The organism is Streptomyces sp. NBC_00820 (genome assembly GCF_036347055.1).
Classification (GTDB): Bacteria; Actinomycetota; Actinomycetes; order Streptomycetales; family Streptomycetaceae; genus Streptomyces.
The window spans coordinates 1959454-1976854 of record NZ_CP108882.1 but is presented as its reverse complement, the minus strand read 5'-3'; the positions used below and the strand labels follow the sequence as shown (position 1 = coordinate 1976854).

Sequence of the window (17401 nt, the reverse complement as noted above, 5' to 3'; positions counted from 1 at the left end):
CCTATCCTGCCCCGTGGCCGTCCCGGCAGTCTCCGGCCCCCACGACCGGCTCGTCCCCGAACAGGGTGAGGGCGCTGTTCACCAGGGCGATGTGGCTGAAGGCCTGCGGGTAGTTGCCCAACTGGCAGCCGGCCACCGCGTCGTACTCCTCGGCCAGCAGACCCACGTCGTTGGTGAGGCCCACCAGCTCCTCGAACAGCTCCCGGGCCTCGTCGGGGCGGCCCGTCATGTGCAGGGCGTCCGCCAGCCAGAACGAGCAGGCGAGGAAGGCGCCCTCGCCGCCGGGCATCCCGTCGACGCCGACGGCGTCGGTGTCGTACCGGCGCACGAGGCCGTCGTGGCCCAGGTCCGCGCGGATCGCGTCGACCGTGCCGATCACCCGCGGATCGTCGGGCGGCAGGAAGCCGAAGCGGGGGATCAGCAGCGCCGAGGCGTCCAGTTCACGCGAACCGTAGTACTGGGTGAAGGTGTTGCGCCGTGGGTCGTAGCCCCGCTCGCACACCTCGGCGTGTACCTCGTCGCGCATCGCCCGCCAGGCCGCCAGGTCGCCGGTCAGCTCGGGATGCCGCTCCAGCGTCCGTACGGCGCGGTCGGCGGCCACCCACACCATCACCTTGGAGTGCACGAACTGCCGCCGACCGCCGCGCACCTCCCACAGGCCCTCGTCGGGCTGCCGCCAGGCCGACTCCAGGAACTTCATCAGCGCGCACTGCAGCGACCACATGTGCGGCTTGGTGGACAGGCCGGCGGCGCGTGCCAGCTCCAGCGAGTCCATCACCTCGCCGTACACGTCCAGCTGGAGCTGGTCGACGGCGCCGTTGCCGACCCGTACGGGGCGGGAGCCGGCCATGCCGGCCAGCCAGGGCAGCTCCCACTCCGGCAGCCGCCGCTCGCCCGCCAGGCCGTACATGATCTGCAGGTCCGCGGGGTCGCCCGCGACCGCGCGCAGCAGCCAGTCGCGCCAGGCCTCGGCCTCCTGCTTGTAACCGGCGGACAGCAGGGCGCCGAGGGTGAGCGTGGAGTCGCGCAGCCAGCAGTAGCGGTAGTCCCAGTTGCGCACCCCGCCCAGTTCCTCGGGCAGCGAGGTGGTGGCCGCGGCGACGATCCCGCCGGTCGGGCGGTAGGTGAGGGCCTTGAGCGTGAGCAGGGACCGTACGACGGCGTCCCGGTACGGCCCCTCGTAGCGGCAGCGGTTCGTCCAGCGCCGCCAGTCCCGGACGCTGGTGCTGAGCGCCGCGTAGGGGTCGATCAGCGGCGGACGCGGTTCGTGCGAGGGGTGCCAGGTCAGCACGAACGCGACCCGCTCGCCCTCGCCCACGGTGAACTCCGCGTGGGTGCCGAAGTCCTCGCCCCAGATGCGCACATGGGGCTCGGTGCGCAGCCACACCGAGTCCGGCCCGGCGACGGCCACCCGATGGCCGTTGGAGCGGCGCATCCACGGGACGATGGACCCGTAGTCGAAGCGCAGCCGGAGCGTGCTGCGTACGGTGACCCGCCCGCTGACGCCCTCGACGATGCGGACGACGTCGGGGGCGCGTTCGCGCTGGGGCATCAGGTCGGTGACGCGGAGCGTGCCCTCGGCGGTCTCCCACTCGGTGTCCAGGACGAGGGTGTCGGGGCGGTAGGCGCGGCGCGTGCAGACGTCCGCGCCCTTCGGGGCGATCCGCCAGTGACCGTTGTCCTCGTCCCCCAGGAGCCGGGCGAAACAGGCGCCGGAGTCGAAGCGGGGCAGGCACAGCCAGTCGATCGAGCCGTCCAGGCCGACCAGGGCCGCGGTCTGCTCGTCCCCGATGAGGGCGTAGTCCTCGATGCGCGCGTTCACGGGATGCGGTTTCCCTGCGACCCTGGGGGCCAATCAGGTGGTGCGCCGGGGGAGTGACGTTTCTCCGGGACACGCCGGGCGCGCCGGGTGTGCCAGGTGCGCCGGGCCCACCGGGAGGGTGGCTCGGGCGGCCGTCAGACGGCGGCCGGTTCCGGCTCCTCCGGCGTGCCCTCGGCCACCGCCTCCTCCTGGTCGCGGATCTCGCGGCGGACCAGGAACCACCAGCCCACCGGCACGGCCGCGGCGAACAGCCACCACTGGATCATGTACGCGTAGTTCAGCGGGGCGTCCTCGCTGCCGGGGTCGGTGATCTGCTCCGGTGAGTCGCCCCTGGGCTCCGGCGCGGTCTGCTCGACGTAGCCGCCGACCACCTTCGCGCCGAGCCGGCGCGCCTGCTGCGCGCTGTCGATCAGCATGATCTGCCGGTCGGGCAGGCCCTTGACGTTCTTGATGCCGCTCGCCGCGGTGGTCTCGTCGGGCTTCAGCCGGCCGGTGATGGTGACCCGGCCGGCCGGTGGCGCGGGGATCCTGGGGAAGGCGGTCTGCACCCCGTTCGCCGGGATCCAGCCGCGGTTGACCAGCAGCACCCTGCCGTCCGCCAGGACGAACGGGGTCAGGACGTGGAAGCCGACCTCGCCGTCGGAGTTGGTCCGACGGCGGACCACGACCTCGCGGGAGGGGTCGAAGGCGCCGGTCGCGGTGACGGTCCGGTACCTCTCGGTGCGGGTCACGGCGTGCCCGGGGGAGGTGAGCCGTTCCACCGGCACCGGCTTGGCGTGCAGCGCGCTCGTGACCAGGTTGTTGCGGGCCGTGCGCTCCTCGTACCGGTGCTGCTGCCAGAAACCGAGCTTGATCATCGTCGGGATCAGGGCGATCGAGACGAGGGTGAGGATCACCCACTGGAGGGTCAGCAGGAAGCGGTAGCGGTGCACCCCACGACGGTACCCCCGGGCCGTGGGGTGCATTCGGGCGGGTACCGGGTCACACCCGGTCCACCACCCCCGTCTTCCCCTCGGCCCGCGCGCAGTGGGCGCCGCAGTACCAGTGGCCGTCCACCTCCACGCCCTGCCCGATGATCTGCACCCGGCAGTGCTCGCAGATCGGGGCCATACGGTGGATCGCGCAGGAGAAGCAGTCGAACACGTGCACAGCACCCTGTGCGTGGACCTCGAAGGTCATTCCGTAGTCATTGCCGCAAACTTCGCATCTCGCCATGCGCCACAGGGTGAGCCGTCACCGACTCCCGGGCGAGCGGGCGCCGGGCGAGTCGCCGACAATCACCCATCCGTACGGTCACTCGGTGCGGTCGCTCGGCGCGATCGCCCGGGCACGGTCACCCGGGCGTGGTCGCCCGGGCGCGGTCATCCGGCGGCGGGCTCGACGTCCCGGAGCAGTTGCCCGAAGGCCGCCTCGTCCACGACCGGCGTGCCGAACTGGCGGGCCTTCACCACCTTCGAGGTGCCGGAGTCGGGGTCGTTGGTGACCAGCAGGCTGGTCAGCCGGGACAGGCTGGTCGCCACGTGCAGCCCGGCCTCGGTCGCCCGGTCCTCCAGCAGCTCCCGTTCGGTGGACGTGTCGCCGGAGAACGCCACCCGCATGCCCTGCTTGAGAGGTCTGCCGTCTTCGTACCGCCCCGGGTTGGGGTAGGGACAGGCGGGCCGCTTCCGGGACGGGCGCCAACCGCCCTGCCGGTGGTCGCCGTGACTTCCGCTCGCCTGCCGGCCGATCCGGGGCGCGTCCGACCACTCCGTCAGCGGGCGGCACTCCAGCAGCGGCAGCCGTACGCCGCCTGCCGCCGCGGCCCGCAGGCTGGGCCGGAACGCCTCCGCGAGCACGCGCGCGTCGTCCAGCGCGTGGTGCGCCCGCTGCTGTACGACCCCGAAGTGCGCTGCCAGCGACTCCAGCTTGAAGTTGGGCAGCGGCAGCGCCAGCTCCTTGGACAGCGCGATGGTGCACAGCCGTTGCCGTACCGGCGCCTCGCGCTCTGCGCGCGCGTACTCCCGCGCGATCATCTGCCAGTCGAAGACCGCGTTGTGCGCCACCAGCACCCGGCCGTCCAGGCGGGCCGCGAACTCCTCCGCGACGTCCGCGAAGAGCGGCGCCCCTTCGAGCACGTCGCTCGTCAGTCCGTGTATCCACACGGGGCCCGGATCGCGCTCGGGGTTGACCAGCGTGTACCAGTGGTCCTCGACCTCGCCGCGCGTGTCCAGCCGGTACACGGCCGCGGAGATGATCCGGTCGTCCCGGGCCAGGCCGGTGGTCTCCACGTCAACGACCGCGTATCCCTTCGGGTACGCGGCCGGCCACTGGGTGGGGGCGGACACTGCGGTCGCACGGTCTTCGAGCATGGTCACTGAGGATACGGGCCCCGACTGACAGCGCCGCCCCTGAGGTGCCGCGGTCCGGCCCGCGGTCCGGCCCCGCGCTCGGCTCCCGTACGCCCGTGCGTGCCCGGAAGGCCGCGGAACCGGCCGAGCCGGCACGGCTGTTGGGGGCGCGGGGCCTGGTCCGGGCGGCGGCCGGGCCTCACCGCGCGGGACGCGCGGAAGGCGCACGTGCGCGTGGAGCCGAGCGGCGGCCCGGACGAACCGGCCGGCCCCGGTCACGCGGCCTGGGCCGGCCTCCTCGCCTTCACCGCGGGCGGCGGGGGCCCGGCCATACTTATGGGTAACAACCTCTGTTCCCGGCCGGCCGGCGGCTCTACGGTGCACCCATGCCGAACCTCCCCGATGCCGTGGTCTGGTCGATACCCGCCTTCCTGCTGCTGACCGTCGTCGAGATGATCGGCGTCCGCCTCCATCCCGACGAGGAGGCGGCCGGATACGAGGCGAAGGACACCGCGACGAGCATGTCCATGGGGCTCGGCAGCCTCGCCTTCGACGCCTTGTGGAAGATCCCCGTCGTCGCGATCTACACGGCTGTCTACGCCCTCACCCCGCTGCGCGTGCCCGTCCTGTGGTGGACGCCGGCGCCGATGCTGCTCGCGCAGGACTTCCTCTACTACTGGTCCCACCGCGGCCACCACGTGATCCGCGTCCTGTGGGCCTGCCATGTCGTCCACCACTCCAGCAGGAAGTTCAACCTCAGCACCGCGCTCCGCCAGCCCTGGACCTCGCTGACCGTCTGGCCGTTCTACGTCCCCCTCGTCGCCGCCGGCGTGCACCCGGCCGCGCTCGCCTTCTGTTCCTCGGTCAACCTCGTCTACCAGTTCTGGATCCACACCGAGCGGATCGACAAGATGCCCCGGTGGTTCGAGTCCGTGTTCAACACGCCCTCCCACCACCGCGTGCACCACGCCTCCCAGGGCGGCTACCTCGACCGGAACTTCGGCGGGATCCTCATCGTCTGGGACCGCCTCTTCGGCACGTTCGCCGCGGAGGCGGAACGGCCCGTCTACGGGTTGACCAAGAACATCGACACGTTCAACCCGATCAAGGTGGCCACGCACGAGTACGCGGCCATCGCGCGGGACCTCAGGAACGCGTCCGGGTGGCGCGAACGCGCCGGGCGGGTGTTCCGGGGACCCGGCTGGCAGCCGGCACCCACCCTCGACGCGCGGCCCGAGTGAGCGACGGCGTACCGTGAACTGCGCTCGACCACCCTTCGGGCGCACCGCACGACACCGCACGAGAAGGATCCTCGCCATGCGCGCCACCACCATCCACGCCCCGTTCGACATGCGCGTGGAGGACGTCCCCGAGCCCGTGGTGCAGTTGCCCACCGACGCCGTCGTGCGCGTGCTGCGCTCCTGCATCTGCGGCAGCGACCTGTGGGCCTACCGCGGTGAGGCGGCGCGTCAGGCCGGACAGCGCATCGGGCACGAGTTCCTCGGCATCGTCGAGGAGATCGGCTCCGAGGTCGGCACCCTCAAGCGCGGCGACCTGGTGGTCGCGCCCTTCATGTGGTCCGACGGCGTCTGCGACTACTGCCGCGAGGGCCTGACGACCTCCTGCGAACACGGCGGCTTCTGGGGCTCCGTCGGCTACGACGGCGGCCAGGGCGAGGCCGTCCGCGTGCCGTTCGCCGACGGCACCCTCGTCCAGCTGCCCAAGGAGGCGGCCTCCGACGACCACCTGCTGTCCGCCCTGCTGACCCTCTCCGACGTCCTCGGCACCGGCCACCACGCCGCCCTCGGCGCGGGCGCCCGCCCCGGTGCCACGGTCGCCGTGGTCGGTGACGGCGCTGTCGGCCTGTGCGCCGTGCTGGCCGCCAAGCGGCTCGGCGCCGAGCGCATCATCGCCCTCGGCCGCCACGAGGCCCGCACCGACATCGCGCGCCGCTTCGGCGCCACCGACGTCGTTGCCGAGCGCGGGGACGCGGCCGTCGAGGCCGTGCGCGAGCTCACCCGCGGCCAGGGCGCGCACGGCGTGGTCGAGGCGGTCGGCACCGAGCAGTCCATGCGGACGGCCGTGAACATCACCCGCGACGGCGGCGCGATCGGCTTCGTGGGCGTGCCCCACGGCAGCGGCACCGGCCTGGACCTCAGCGTCATGTTCGACCGCAACATCGCCCTGCGCGGCGGCGTCGCCCCGGTCCGCACCTACATCCCGGAGCTGCTGCCCGACGTCCTCGACGGCACGATCGACCCCTCGCCGGTGTTCGACATGACCGTCGGCATCGAGGGCGTGCCGGACGGCTACAAGGCGATGGACGAGCGCACCGCGCTCAAGGTGATCGTCACCAACGGCTGAGCCGACGACGACCGCGTCACCGGCGACCGGACCGACCCGCCGGCCGGCCGTCGCGGCACACACGTGACGGCCGGGCCGTGCGACAGCGCGCACAGCCCGGCCGTTCGCCTGCTCGGCTCCGGACCGTACTCAGCTCCAGACCGGCGCGTCCGAACCCCACGGCACCGGAGGCCGCGCCCAGTCGGCCGGGCCGCCCGTGAAGGACACCGGTGGCAGGGCGTACCGCAGCAGGCCGAGACGGCTGTCCGTCTCGGCCAGCCAGGCGTCCGGCCCCTCATGGGCGGCACCCGTGGCCGGCGCGGGCTCGATCCCGTCCGTCAGCCAGCGCGCGGTCCGGGCGAGCGCCAGCCGCACCAGCCGGCTGTGCCCGTCGTACGACTGCTCGGCCAGCGCCCGCAGCACGGCCGCCGCCAGCAGATAGCCGCTGCCGTGGTCCAGGGCCTGCGCGGGCAGCGCGCCGGGTTCCCCGGCCGAGCCCTCGGTCGCCGCGATCCCGGTGGCCACCTGGACCAGGCTGTCGAAGCCGCGCCGTCCGCGCCAGGGGCCGTAAGCGCCCCACGCCGACACCTGCGCCACGACCAGGCCCGGGCGCCGCTCGGCCAGCGCCTCGGGGGACAGCCCGAACCGGTCCAGGGCGCCCGGCCGGTAGCCGGTGACCACGACGTCCGCGGAGGCGAGCAGTTCCTCGAAGGCGTCCCGGCCGACGGCGAGATCGAGGGCCGCCGACCGCTTCCCGAAGCCCGTGTCGGCGTGCTGGTCGGCCAGTTCGGGCAGGTGCGGCGCGTCCAGGCGCAGCACTTCGGCGCCGAGCAGCCCGAGGGTGCGGGTGGCGACCGGACCGGCCAGGACCCGGGTCAGGTCCAGGACGCGGAGCCCGGCGGCCGGCAGCAGGGGAGCGGTGGCCGGGTCGAGTGGCGGGAGCACGCGTGCGCGTGCCGGGCCGAGCAGTTCGCGTTCGACCAGCGGCCGCGCGGCCAGGTGGGCGGACTGCTCGTGGGCCGCCCACTCCTTGGGGGTGCGCAGGGCCACGGCGAGGCCGCCGGCCTCGTACACCGCCTCCTCCGTCTCCAGGGCGGTGCGCTCGGCGAACCGGCCCGCCGCCTCCTCCACCGAGGCGCCCTCTGACAGGCCCAGCGCGGCGAGCAACCGGGCCCGGTGGTGCGGGTAGTTGGCGTGGGTGCGCACCCAGCCGTCGGTCGTCCGCCAGAAACGCGACAGCGGTGCGAAGGACACCGGCGCCCGCCCGTCCATCCGCAGCAGCCGCTCACTGTGGAAGGCGGCGGCGACCGCCCCGTCGTCCACCACCGCCCGGGGAACTTCGCCGAGCCCGGCCCGCCGCGCCCCCAGTTCGGCGGCGGCCAGCGCACACGCGCCGACGCAGGCGCGCGCCAGCTGCCGTACCGGCAGGCGCGATTCCAGGGTCCCCGTGCGCTCGACCGTGGACAGGCGCGAAGTCAGCGCGGGGTCGCCGCCCAGTGCGGTCCAGGCGAACTTGATGTCTGTCATGACTGCACTATGCATTATTGATTCAATCAACATATGCGTGCGGGGCGGGTCGACCGGGCTCGCCGCCCGGCCGACCCGCCCCGCACAGGGCCCTACCTGGTCACCGCGGCCAGCGCGTCCGCCGTGCCCCAGCCGTAGAAGCCGTTGTGGTTCTTCGACCCCTGGCACACCGCGTCGACCTTGCCGTCACCGTCGATGTCGTACGGATCCGTGCACGGCGTGGCGTTGGCCTCCGCGTACAGCAGAGCCTTGACCAGTGCGGCGGAGGCGTGCGGATGGGTTGACTTGATCAATGCGGCAACACCGACGACGTGCGGCGTCGCCATCGACGTACCGGCCATGTAGCCCCACTTGCCACCCGGCAGCGGGCCCAGGATGAGACCGCTGGTCGCCGGGGGCTCCGGCTTCTGATAGCCCGTCGAGTCGCCGCCGGGCGCCGCGATGTCGACGACACCGAGGCCGTAGTTGGAGAAGGACGACTTCAGGCCCTTCGCCCCGGTCGCGGCGACGGTCACCACGCCCGGCAGCTGGGTCGGTATGTCGAAGCACTTGCGCGGGTCGATCACCCGGTCCGACGGGGTGCCGTCGTTCGGGGACACCGGGTCCGTGATCGAGCGGGAGGCGAGGTCGTAGCTCTCGTTGCCCGCCGCCGCGACGTTGACCGTGCCCTTCCTCTCCGCGTACCGAGAGGCCCGGGTGACGGCGTCGACGAGCGCCTTCTGGTCCGGGTCGGTGGTGCAGTTGAAGTACCACGGGTCGGTGTAATAGCTGTTGTTGGTCACGTCCACGTGGTGCTCGGCCGCCCACACGAAGCCGCAGACCACGGCCTCCGTGTAGAAGTAGCCGTTCGGGTTGGCGACCTTGATGCCCGCCACCTTGACGCCCGGCGCCACGCCCGTGACGCCCACGCCGTTCTTCGCGGCCGCGATCTCGCCCGCCACGTGCGTGCCGTGCGGGCTCTCCGACGCGCTCGGACGCCAGGCGCCGTCCGTCGTGTCCGGCTTGCCCGACACGCAGTTGGCGGAGGCGTCGCGGTCGAAGTTGGGCGCGATGTCCGGGTGGGTGTCGTCGACGCCCGTGTCGATGACGGCGACCGTGACGTTCCGGCTGCCCAGCGTCTTCTCGTGCGCCTTTTCCGCCTTGATGGCCGGCAGGTCCCACTGGAGCGGCTCCAGCGGGTCCTGCCCGGCCGCCGCCCCGGCGCCGGCCGCCGCGACCTCCCCGGCGCTGAGCACCTTCGGTGTGCCCACGTCGGTGGTGGACTGGGCGGGCAGCGGCGCGTTGCGCGTGGCGCCGGCCGAGTCCACCCCGCGGACCCCGCGGACGGTCCTGGCGAAGTCCGGGTTCGCGGAGTGGACGACGATCACGCCGATCCGGTCGTACGCGATCACCACCGACCCGCCGGCCTCGGCGATGGCCTTCTTCACGCGCGCGGAGACGCCGTGCCCGGGACGGACGTTGACGACGTAGCTGAGCGAGGTTCCGTCGCCGGCCGTGGTGCGGACGGCGGCTGCCGGGGACGTGCCGTCGGCCGCGGACGCGGTGACGTCGGGCAGGAACGCGAGGGCCGTGGCCATGGCCATCCCGACCGGGATCACCAGGGCGCGGCGGAAGCGCGGCTGGGGCGCTGTCATGTGTCTGTCTCTCCAGTTCGTTCGCGGTACGAGCGTGCCGTGCGGGAAGCCGTGCCGGTGGCGTCTACCTGACCGCGCGCAGCGCGTCGACGACCCCGAAGCCGTAGAAGCCGTTCACGCGCTTGCCGCCGGCGCAGGTCGCGTCCACGACCCCGTCGCCGTCACCGTCGTAGGGCGCGCTCGGGCAACCCGGGTTGTCCGCCTGGGCCTTCAGCAGGGCCTGCAACTGGGCCGGGGTGGCGTGCGGGTGGGCCGACTTCAGCAGCGCGGCCACGGCGGCGACGTGCGGGGACGCCATCGACGTGCCCTGGAGGAAGCCGTACTGGCCGTTCGGCAGCGTGGACAGGATGCGGCCGTTCTGCGACGGCGTGTCCGGGATCTGGAACTTGTCCCCGCCCGGTGCCGCCACGTCGACGACGCCCCGGCCGTAGCTGGAGTAGTACGACTTCGTGCCCTTGACGCCCACCGCGCTGACGGTGACCACCCCGGGCAGCTGGGTCGGCACGTCGAAGCACGTGTGCGGGTCGACCGTGCGCGTGCCGGCCGTCGAGTCGTCCGGGCTGGAGTCGTCCGTGAGCGCGTCCGCGTCCAGGTCGTCGTTGGAGTTGCCGGCCGAGGCCACATTGAGCGTGCCCTTGCGCTGTGCGTACAGCTGGGCCCTGTTGACCGCGTCGACGATGGCACGTTGATCGGGGTCGTCCATGCAGTTGTACAGCCACGGGTCGACGTAGTAGCTGTTGTTGGTGACCTCGATGCCGTGGTCCGCCGCGAACACGAAGGCGCAGACCACGCTCTCCGGGTAGAACAGCGAGGTGGCGTCCGGCTGGGCCACGGTGATGCTCGCCACCTTCACCCCGGGGGCCACACCCGCCACGCCGATCCCGTTGCGGGCCGCGGCGATCTCGCCCGCCACATGGGTGCCGTGGTAGTGGTCGGCGTCCGCCGGACGCCAGGCGCCGTAGGTCGTGTCCGCCTTGCCGCTCACGCAGTTGGCGCTCTGCGAGGGGGAGAAGTTCGGGGCGATGTCCGGGTGGGTGTCGTCGACGCCTGTGTCGATCACCCCGACGGTCACATTCCTGCTCCCCGGGTTGACGGCCGCCGCCTTGTCGGCGCCGATCGCCCGCAGGTCCCACTGGTCGGCCTCCAGGGGCTCCTGACCGGCCGTCGCGCTCCTGGCGGCCTTCGCCGCCTCCGCCTTCGACAGGACCCGCACGGCTCCCTCGTCCGTGGTCCCCGCCGGGGCCAGCGGCGCGGTGCGCGTCGCGCCCGCGGAGTCGACGCCGCGCACCGCGCGCATCCGCTCCGCGAATCCGGGGTTCGCCGAGTGCGCGACGATCACCCCGATGCGGTCGTAACTCGCCACGACGGTTCCGCCGTTGCGGGCGACCGCCCGCAGCACCGACTCGATCGTGTGATGGTCCGCTCTGGTGTTGACCACATAGGCGAGGAGGGGAGAGTCCGCCGCCCGCGCCGCCGTGGTCGTCGCCGTCACTGTCGCCGCCGAGGCCGCCGAGGGCAGGAAGCCGAACGACGCGGTCAGGGACAGTACGACCGGCACGGCCAGTGCGAGCCGGCGTCTGGAACGCAGATGAGCCATGGGATCTCCACATCATCCGAAGACGGATCCGCCCGAGACACGGTGGTGCTCGGGCAGGTACATGACGAGTGCGCAGGGTGAAGCTATCTCCACGGGCTGATCTACGAAAGGGGCAATCCGAAAGAGCCGGACGGACTTGAACCCCTCCGCGCGTGGCGCCGTGACCGTGGACGGGGGGCCCATCAGGATCGCGGCCCCCCGCCGGGATCACCTTCGGAATGCGAACGGTGACTCCCGGTAGCGTGATCCCTGTCCGAGCGAAGTCCGACAGCGCATGTCCGTGACACGAGGAGACTCCGTGGCTACCGAGACACCGCCCCCCGCCAAATCACCGGCCCACCTTCCCTCCACCGAGGAGTTCACCGAGGTGCAGCACAGCGCGGAGTTCGGTGAACTGCGCCGCGCGCACCGCTCCTTCGCCTTCCCGCTGACCATCGCCTTCATCGCCTGGTACCTGCTGTACGTCCTGCTCTCCAACTACGCGGGCGGCTTCATGGGCACCAAGGTGGCCGGCAACATCAACGTGGCCCTCGTCCTGGGCCTCGCTCAGTTCCTCACCACGTTCCTCATCGCCTGGTGGTACGCGCGCCACGCCGCCGCCAAGCTCGACCCCAAGGCCGAGGCCATCAAGTCCCGGATGGAGGGCGGCGCATGAGCCCCGCACAGCACACCCTGCTCGCCGCCGGCGAGGCGAGCGAACACCGGCCGCTGATCATCACACTGTTCGCGGTGTTCGTCGCCGCGACCCTCGTTATCACCGTCTGGGCCGGCCGCCAGACCAAGGACGCCGCCGACTTCTACGCCGGCGGACGGCAGTTCACAGGCTTCCAGAACGGCCTCGCCGTCTCCGGCGACTACATGTCCGCCGCGTCCTTCCTCGGCATCGCCGGCGCCATCGCCCTGTTCGGCTACGACGGCTTCCTGTACTCCATCGGCTTCCTGGTCGCCTGGCTGGTCGCCCTGCTCCTGGTCGCCGAGCCGCTGCGCAACTCCGGCCGCTACACGATGGGCGACGTCCTGGCCTACCGGATGCGCCAGCGGCCCGTCCGTACGGCCGCCGGCGTCTCCACCATCGTCGTGTCGATCTTCTACCTGCTCGCCCAGATGGCCGGCGCGGGCGTCCTCGTCTCCCTGCTCCTGGGCATCACCAGCGACGGCGGCAAGATCGGCATCGTCGCCCTGGTCGGCGTCCTGATGATCGTGTACGTCACCATCGGCGGCATGAAGGGCACCACCTGGGTCCAGATGGTCAAGGCGGTCCTGCTGATCGCCGGTGCCGTCCTGCTGACCTTCCTGGTCCTGCTGAAGTTCCACTTCGACGTCTCGGACCTGCTCGGCAAGGCCGCCGACAACAGCGGCAAGGGCTCGGCGTTCCTGGAGCCCGGCCTGAAGTACGGCGCCACCGGCACCACCAAGCTGGACTTCCTCTCCCTCGGCATCGCCCTGGTCCTCGGCACCGCGGGCCTGCCGCACATCCTGATCCGCTTCTACACGGTCCCGACCGCCAAGGCCGCCCGCAAGTCCGTGATCTGGGCGATCGGCCTGATCGGCGCCTTCTACCTGATGACCCTCGCCCTCGGCTTCGGCGCGGCCGCGCTGATCAAGCCGGACGAGATCATCGCCTCCAACAAGGCGGGCAACACCGCCGCCCCCCTGCTCGCGCTGCACCTCGGGGGCGTGGACTCCAGCTGGGGCGCCATCCTGCTGGCCACCATCTCCGCGGTCGCCTTCGCCACCATCCTCGCGGTCGTCGCCGGCCTCACCCTGGCCTCGTCCTCGTCGTTCGCCCACGACATCTACGCCAACGTCATCAGGAAGGGCCAGGCGACGGAGAAGCAGGAGATCAACGCGGCCCGGTACGCGACCGTCGGCATCGGCGCCGTCTCGATCGTCCTGGGCACCCTCTCCCGCGACCTGAACGTGGCCGGCCTGGTGGCCCTCGCCTTCGCCGTCGCCGCCTCCGCGAACCTGCCGACCCTCCTCTACAGCCTGTTCTGGAAGCGGTTCACCACCTCCGGCGCCCTGTGGTCGATCTACGGCGGCCTGGTCACCGCGGTCGGCCTGGTGCTGTTCTCGCCGGTCGTGTCGGGCAAACCCACCTCGATGTTCCCCGACGCCGACTTCCACTGGTTCCCGCTGGAGAACCCGGGAATCATCTCGATCCCGGTCGGCTTCCTGCTGGGCGTGGTGGGCACCCTGCTGTCCAAGGAGGTCCCGGACGCCGGCAAGTACGCCGAACTGGAGGTACGGTCCCTGACCGGCACCGGAGCGCACTGAGATCCGCGACATCAGCCGCGCCGCGGGGCCCGCACGGTCCCCGCGACGCGGCTTCGTCGTATCGCACGGGGGCTGAGCGGCTGTCGATGTCGGTGGTCTCGCGTAGGCTCGCAGGTGGCAGGAGATGAACGCTCCGTACCGAAGAACGAGGGAGGGGGCCCACGTGCTCATCGACACCTATGGCCGAGTGGCCACCGACCTGAGGGTCTCGCTGACCGACCGGTGCAATCTGCGCTGCACCTACTGCATGCCCGAGGAGGGCCTGCAGTGGCTGGCGAAGCCCGATCTGCTCACGGACGACGAGATCGTCCGCCTGATCGACATCGCGGTACGCCTGCTCGGCATCGAGGAGGTCCGCTTCACCGGCGGCGAGCCGCTGCTGCGCCCCGGCGTCGTGGGCATCGTCGAGCGCGTCGCGGCCCTCGCCCCGCGCCCCCAGATGTCGATCACCACCAACGGCATCGGTCTCAAGCGGACCGCCGCCGCCCTGAAGCAGGCGGGCCTGGACCGGGTCAACGTCTCCCTCGACACCCTGCGCCCGGACGTCTTCAAGACCCTGACCCGCCGCGACCGCCACAAGGACGTCCTCGACGGTCTCGCGGCCGCCCACGACGCCGGTCTCACCCCGGTCAAGGTCAACTCGGTCCTGATGCCCGGCCTGAACGCCGACGAGGCCCCCGACCTGCTGGCCTGGGCCCTGGAGCACGAGTACGAACTGCGCTTCATCGAGCAGATGCCCCTGGACGCCCAGCACGGCTGGAAGCGCGAGGGCATGGTCACCGCCGCCGACATCCTGGCCTCGCTGCGCACCCGCTTCGACCTCACCCCCGAGGGGACGGCGGAGCGCGGCTCGGCACCGGCGGAGCGCTGGCTGGTCGACGGCGGCCCGCAGCGGGTCGGCGTGATCGCCTCGGTCACCCGCCCGTTCTGCGCGGCCTGCGACCGCACCCGTCTCACCGCGGACGGTCAGATACGTTCCTGCCTCTTCGCCACGGAGGAGACCGACCTGCGCACGGCCCTGCGCTCCGACGCGCCCGACGAGGAGATCGCCCGCGTCTGGCGTCAGGCGATGTGGGGCAAGAAGGCGGGAGCGGGACTGGACGACCCGTCGTTCGTGCAGCCGGACCGGCCCATGTCAGCGATCGGCGGCTGAACCGGTCCCGTCCCACTCGGTGAACGGCACGACATCCTTCAGGAAGCCCCGGACCCCGAGGAACTGCGACAGATGCTCGCGATGCTCGTCGCACGCGAGCCACGTCTTGCGCCGCTCCGGCGTGTGGACCTTGGGGTTGTTCCACGCCAGCACCCACACGGCGTCGGCACGACACCCCTTGGCGGAACAGATCGGCGTCGGCTCACTCACGGCTTCGTCTCACAGAACGGGTGCGGAAAACGGGTGCGAACAAGGCGACGCCGAGCAGCCACGGGGGGAGCTGCCCGGCGTCGGTCTGTCGCTCCGACGGGGGATGCGGAGCGCGTACGCAGTATGTCACGGGTCACCTGCCGCCCGGCACCGGAACTGCACGATTGATCTGAGCTTTTCCTGAGCTTGGCGGGAACCCGCGCTCCGCTTGCCTCACGCTCCGTGGTCAGGCCCGGTAGGACCGCTCCCGGCCGCCCCCGCCGCGGGATCCGGCGGTACGTCACCCTTCGCGGATTCCGCCTCTGCCTCCCGCGCGGGCGGCGCGATCTCCGCCACCGGCGAAAGCGTGGAAGGCGCCCCCACCTTCATCGGCGTGGTGACGAAGGTCGACGGAAGCGAAGGCGGCCGTTCCCGGCCGGCGTTCGCGATCACCACGGCGACATAGGGCAGCAGCGCGCCCAGCACCAGCGCCACGATCGCGACGTACCGTTCCACGTTCCAGAGCGAGGCCGCGAGAATCACCGACACGGTACGGATCGCCATCGAGATGACGTACCGCCGCTGCCGGCCCCGTACGTCCTCGGCGAGCCCGGTCCGGGCGCCGGTGATCCGGAACACCTGGACGCCGCCGCCGTGCTGCTTCCGCATCACATTCCACCATCCGCCCGCATCGGACTCTCCCCGGCCCGCACTCGACGCCCGGGCTCGGCGGGGAACCGGGCCGGAACACCTCCCACGGTACGCCGCGCCCCCGCCGCCCACGAGACCGGGTCGCCTCCCGCCTGCGCGAACACCACCACCCGGGGTACGTACGAGGGTATCCGGCAGGCGCCGTACGGCCCGTGCGCCCAGACTGGCCCCAATGCACACATACATACGGACGAGGAGGCGGCCATGGGCTGGCTGTGGGCGATCATCGTGGGATTCGTGCTCGGCCTCATCGCGAAGGCGCTCATCCCGGGCAAGCAGCACAGCCCCCTGTGGCTGACCACCATCTGTGGCATTCTCGGCGCCCTCGTGGGCAACGCCGTCGCCCGCGCGGCAGGCGTCGAGACGACCCGCGGCATCGACTGGAGCCGGCACGTCTTCCAGCTCGTCGCGGCGATCATCATCGTGTTCGTCGGCGACATCCTCTACCGCGAGACGCTGGGCAAACGCAGAGCGCGGGCCTGAGGGCGGACACGGCGAAGGGCGGCTCCCCGCGCACGGGAAGCCGCCCTTCACTCTGACTCAGGCGCCCTTGACCTCGACCGCCGCCAGGTTCTTCTTGCCCCGGCGCAGCACCAGCCAGCGGCCGTGGATCAGGTCCCCGGCGGCCGGCACCGCGTCCTCGGCGGTCACCTTCACGTTGTTCACGTAGGCACCGCCCTCCTTGACCGTCCGGCGCGCCGCCGACTTGCTCGCGACCAGGCCGGTCTCGGCGAGCAGGTCGGTCACCAGACCCAGCTCGGCGACCTGGACGTGCGGCACCTCGGACAGCGCCGCCGCCAGCGTCCGCTCGTCCAGCTCCGCCAGCTCGCCCTGACCGAACAGCGCCTTGGACGCGGCGATCACGGCGGCCGTCTGCTCGGCACCGTGCACCAGCGTCGTCAGCTCCTCGGCCAGCGCACGCTGCGCGGCACGGGCCTGCGGGCGCTCCTCGGTCTGCCGCTCCAGCTCCTCGATCTCCTCGCGGGACTTGAAGGAGAGGATCCGCATGTACTTCGTGATGTCCCGGTCGTCCACGTTCAGCCAGAACTGGTAGAACGCGTACGGCGTCGTCATCTCCGGGTCGAGCCAGATGGCGCCGCCCTCGGTCTTGCCGAACTTGGTGCCGTCGGCCTTGGTCATCAGCGGGGTGGCCAGCGCGTGCGCCTCCGCCTCCGGCTCCAGCCGGTGGATCAGGTCGAGACCGGCCGTGAGGTTGCCCCACTGGTCGCTGCCGCCCTGCTGGAGCGTGCAGCCGTACCGCCGGTACAGCTGCAGGAAGTCCATGCCCTGCAGGAGCTGGTAGCTGAACTCGGTGTAGCTGATGCCCTGGTCGGACTCCAGGCGGCGGGCCACGGAGTCCTTCGTCAGCATCTTGTTGACGCGGAAGTGCTTGCCGATGTCCCGCAGGAACTCGATCGCGGTGAGGTTCGCGGTCCAGTCGAGGTTGTTCACCATGATCGCCGCGTTCTCGCCCTCGAAGGACAGGAACGGCTCGATCTGGGAGCGCAGCCTGCCCACCCAGCCGGCCACCGTCTCCGGGTCGTTCAGCGTACGCTCGGCGGTGGGGCGCGGGTCACCGATCTGGCCCGTCGCGCCGCCGACCAGCGCCAGCGGCCGGTGTCCGGCCTGCTGGAGCCGGCGCACGGTGAGCACCTGCACCAGATGTCCCACATGGAGCGACGGCGCGGTCGGGTCGAAGCCGCAATAGAACGTGACGGGACCGTCCGCGAGCGCCTTGCGCAAAGCGTCCTCGTCGGTGGACAGGGCGAACAGCCCACGCCACTTCAGCTCGTCGACGATGTCCGTCACGGTTCTCGTGTC

At 71.8% G+C, this 17401-nt stretch carries 16 protein-coding genes; 6 read left to right on the top strand and 10 right to left on the bottom strand.

Annotation, left to right across the window (positions count from 1 at the left end; genetic code table 11):
* Window position 1: 1 nt before the first annotated feature.
* The 4 genes from OIB37_RS09060 to OIB37_RS09045 all read right to left on the bottom strand — a co-directional run bounded on the left by OIB37_RS09060 (window position 2) and on the right by OIB37_RS09045 (window position 4170).
* A complete protein-coding gene (locus OIB37_RS09060; protein WP_330457019.1) occupies window positions 2–1822 on the bottom strand; it encodes a glycoside hydrolase family 15 protein in 1821 nt (606 codons plus the stop codon).
* Between the two features lie 134 nt (window positions 1823–1956).
* Window positions 1957–2787, bottom strand: a complete 831-nt coding sequence (locus OIB37_RS09055) for an SURF1 family cytochrome oxidase biogenesis protein (RefSeq protein ID WP_330457018.1) — start codon at window positions 2785–2787, stop codon at window positions 1957–1959.
* Between the two features lie 16 nt (window positions 2788–2803).
* Window positions 2804–3037: a hypothetical protein gene (locus tag OIB37_RS09050; RefSeq protein WP_330457017.1), complete on the bottom strand. Its 234-nt coding sequence runs from the start codon at window positions 3035–3037 to the stop codon at window positions 2804–2806.
* Between the two features lie 146 nt (window positions 3038–3183).
* Window positions 3184–4170, bottom strand: a complete 987-nt coding sequence (locus OIB37_RS09045) for a DEDDh family exonuclease (RefSeq protein ID WP_330457016.1) — start codon at window positions 4168–4170, stop codon at window positions 3184–3186.
* Window positions 4171–4535: 365 nt separating this feature from the next.
* Here OIB37_RS09045 and OIB37_RS09040 point away from each other — a divergent pair, with 365 nt between their 5' ends.
* Complete coding sequence (locus OIB37_RS09040) at window positions 4536–5390, top strand: sterol desaturase family protein (RefSeq protein ID WP_330457015.1); 855 nt, start codon at window positions 4536–4538, stop codon at window positions 5388–5390.
* Window positions 5391–5466: 76 nt separating this feature from the next.
* Window positions 5467–6513: a zinc-dependent alcohol dehydrogenase family protein gene (locus OIB37_RS09035; protein WP_330457014.1), complete on the top strand. Its 1047-nt coding sequence runs from the start codon at window positions 5467–5469 to the stop codon at window positions 6511–6513.
* A gap of 129 nt (window positions 6514–6642) precedes the next feature.
* On the opposite strand, the gene OIB37_RS09030 is transcribed toward OIB37_RS09035, so the two are convergent.
* The 3 genes from OIB37_RS09030 to OIB37_RS09020 all read right to left on the bottom strand — a co-directional run bounded on the left by OIB37_RS09030 (window position 6643) and on the right by OIB37_RS09020 (window position 11250).
* Window positions 6643–8019, bottom strand: coding sequence for a CoA transferase (locus tag OIB37_RS09030; RefSeq protein WP_330457013.1), 1377 nt, complete (start codon window positions 8017–8019; stop codon window positions 6643–6645).
* A gap of 92 nt (window positions 8020–8111) precedes the next feature.
* On the bottom strand, window positions 8112–9653 hold the full coding sequence (locus OIB37_RS09025) for a S8 family peptidase (RefSeq protein WP_330457012.1): 1542 nt from the start codon (window positions 9651–9653) through the stop codon (window positions 8112–8114).
* A gap of 64 nt (window positions 9654–9717) precedes the next feature.
* Window positions 9718–11250 (bottom strand): S8 family peptidase, encoded by a 1533-nt coding sequence (locus tag OIB37_RS09020; RefSeq protein WP_330457011.1) that lies wholly within the window; start codon window positions 11248–11250, stop codon window positions 9718–9720.
* Window positions 11251–11548: 298 nt separating this feature from the next.
* On the opposite strand from OIB37_RS09020, the gene OIB37_RS09015 reads away from it, so the two are divergent.
* From OIB37_RS09015 to moaA, 3 genes are all read left to right on the top strand, one after another.
* Complete coding sequence (locus OIB37_RS09015) at window positions 11549–11905, top strand: DUF485 domain-containing protein (protein ID WP_330457010.1); 357 nt, start codon at window positions 11549–11551, stop codon at window positions 11903–11905.
* Window positions 11902–13527 carry a solute symporter family protein gene (locus tag OIB37_RS09010; protein ID WP_330457009.1) on the top strand — a complete coding sequence of 542 codons (1626 nt, stop codon included), beginning with the start codon at window positions 11902–11904 and terminating at the stop codon, window positions 13525–13527. The genes OIB37_RS09015 and OIB37_RS09010 overlap by 4 nt, the downstream gene beginning before the upstream one ends.
* Before the next feature lie 163 nt (window positions 13528–13690).
* Window positions 13691–14680 carry a GTP 3',8-cyclase MoaA gene (gene moaA / locus OIB37_RS09005; protein WP_330457008.1) on the top strand — a complete coding sequence of 330 codons (990 nt, stop codon included), beginning with the start codon at window positions 13691–13693 and terminating at the stop codon, window positions 14678–14680.
* Here the strand turns inward: moaA and OIB37_RS09000 are convergent.
* Together OIB37_RS09000 and OIB37_RS08995 are read right to left on the bottom strand one after the other, a co-directional pair.
* Window positions 14663–14890, bottom strand: coding sequence for a hypothetical protein (locus OIB37_RS09000; RefSeq protein ID WP_330457007.1), 228 nt, complete (start codon window positions 14888–14890; stop codon window positions 14663–14665). The two genes, moaA and OIB37_RS09000, sit on opposite strands and share 18 nt — an antisense overlap.
* Before the next feature lie 213 nt (window positions 14891–15103).
* Window positions 15104–15538, bottom strand: a complete 435-nt coding sequence (locus OIB37_RS08995) for a DUF3099 domain-containing protein (RefSeq protein WP_330457006.1) — start codon at window positions 15536–15538, stop codon at window positions 15104–15106.
* A gap of 246 nt (window positions 15539–15784) precedes the next feature.
* Between OIB37_RS08995 and OIB37_RS08990 the strand changes: the two genes are divergently transcribed.
* A complete protein-coding gene (locus tag OIB37_RS08990) occupies window positions 15785–16063 on the top strand; it encodes a GlsB/YeaQ/YmgE family stress response membrane protein (protein ID WP_330457005.1) in 279 nt (92 codons plus the stop codon).
* 57 nt (window positions 16064–16120) lie between these two features.
* Here the strand turns inward: OIB37_RS08990 and tyrS are convergent, their stop codons facing one another.
* On the bottom strand, window positions 16121–17389 hold the full coding sequence (gene tyrS / locus OIB37_RS08985) for a tyrosine--tRNA ligase (RefSeq protein WP_330457004.1): 1269 nt from the start codon (window positions 17387–17389) through the stop codon (window positions 16121–16123).
* Window positions 17390–17401: the final 12 nt, after the last annotated feature.

Bases quoted from the DNA above. Each gene is read 5' to 3' on its own strand.
- OIB37_RS09010 (WP_330457009.1), top strand. From the start codon at position 11,902: ATGAGCCCCGCACAGCACACCCTGCTCGCCGCCGGCGAGGCGAGCGAA.
- OIB37_RS09045 (WP_330457016.1), bottom strand. From the start codon at position 4,170: ATGCTCGAAGACCGTGCGACCGCAGTGTCCGCCCCCACCCAGTGGCCG.
- OIB37_RS09020 (WP_330457011.1), bottom strand. From the start codon at position 11,250: ATGGCTCATCTGCGTTCCAGACGCCGGCTCGCACTGGCCGTGCCGGTC.
- OIB37_RS09030 (WP_330457013.1), bottom strand. From the start codon at position 8,019: ATGACAGACATCAAGTTCGCCTGGACCGCACTGGGCGGCGACCCCGCG.
- OIB37_RS09055 (WP_330457018.1), bottom strand. From the start codon at position 2,787: ATGCACCCCACGGCCCGGGGGTACCGTCGTGGGGTGCACCGCTACCGC.
- OIB37_RS09040 (WP_330457015.1), top strand. From the start codon at position 4,536: ATGCCGAACCTCCCCGATGCCGTGGTCTGGTCGATACCCGCCTTCCTG.
- OIB37_RS09025 (WP_330457012.1), bottom strand. From the start codon at position 9,653: ATGACAGCGCCCCAGCCGCGCTTCCGCCGCGCCCTGGTGATCCCGGTC.
- OIB37_RS09035 (WP_330457014.1), top strand. From the start codon at position 5,467: ATGCGCGCCACCACCATCCACGCCCCGTTCGACATGCGCGTGGAGGAC.
- OIB37_RS08995 (WP_330457006.1), bottom strand. From the start codon at position 15,538: ATGCGGAAGCAGCACGGCGGCGGCGTCCAGGTGTTCCGGATCACCGGC.
- OIB37_RS08990 (WP_330457005.1), top strand. From the start codon at position 15,785: ATGGGCTGGCTGTGGGCGATCATCGTGGGATTCGTGCTCGGCCTCATC.
- OIB37_RS09050 (WP_330457017.1), bottom strand. From the start codon at position 3,037: ATGGCGAGATGCGAAGTTTGCGGCAATGACTACGGAATGACCTTCGAG.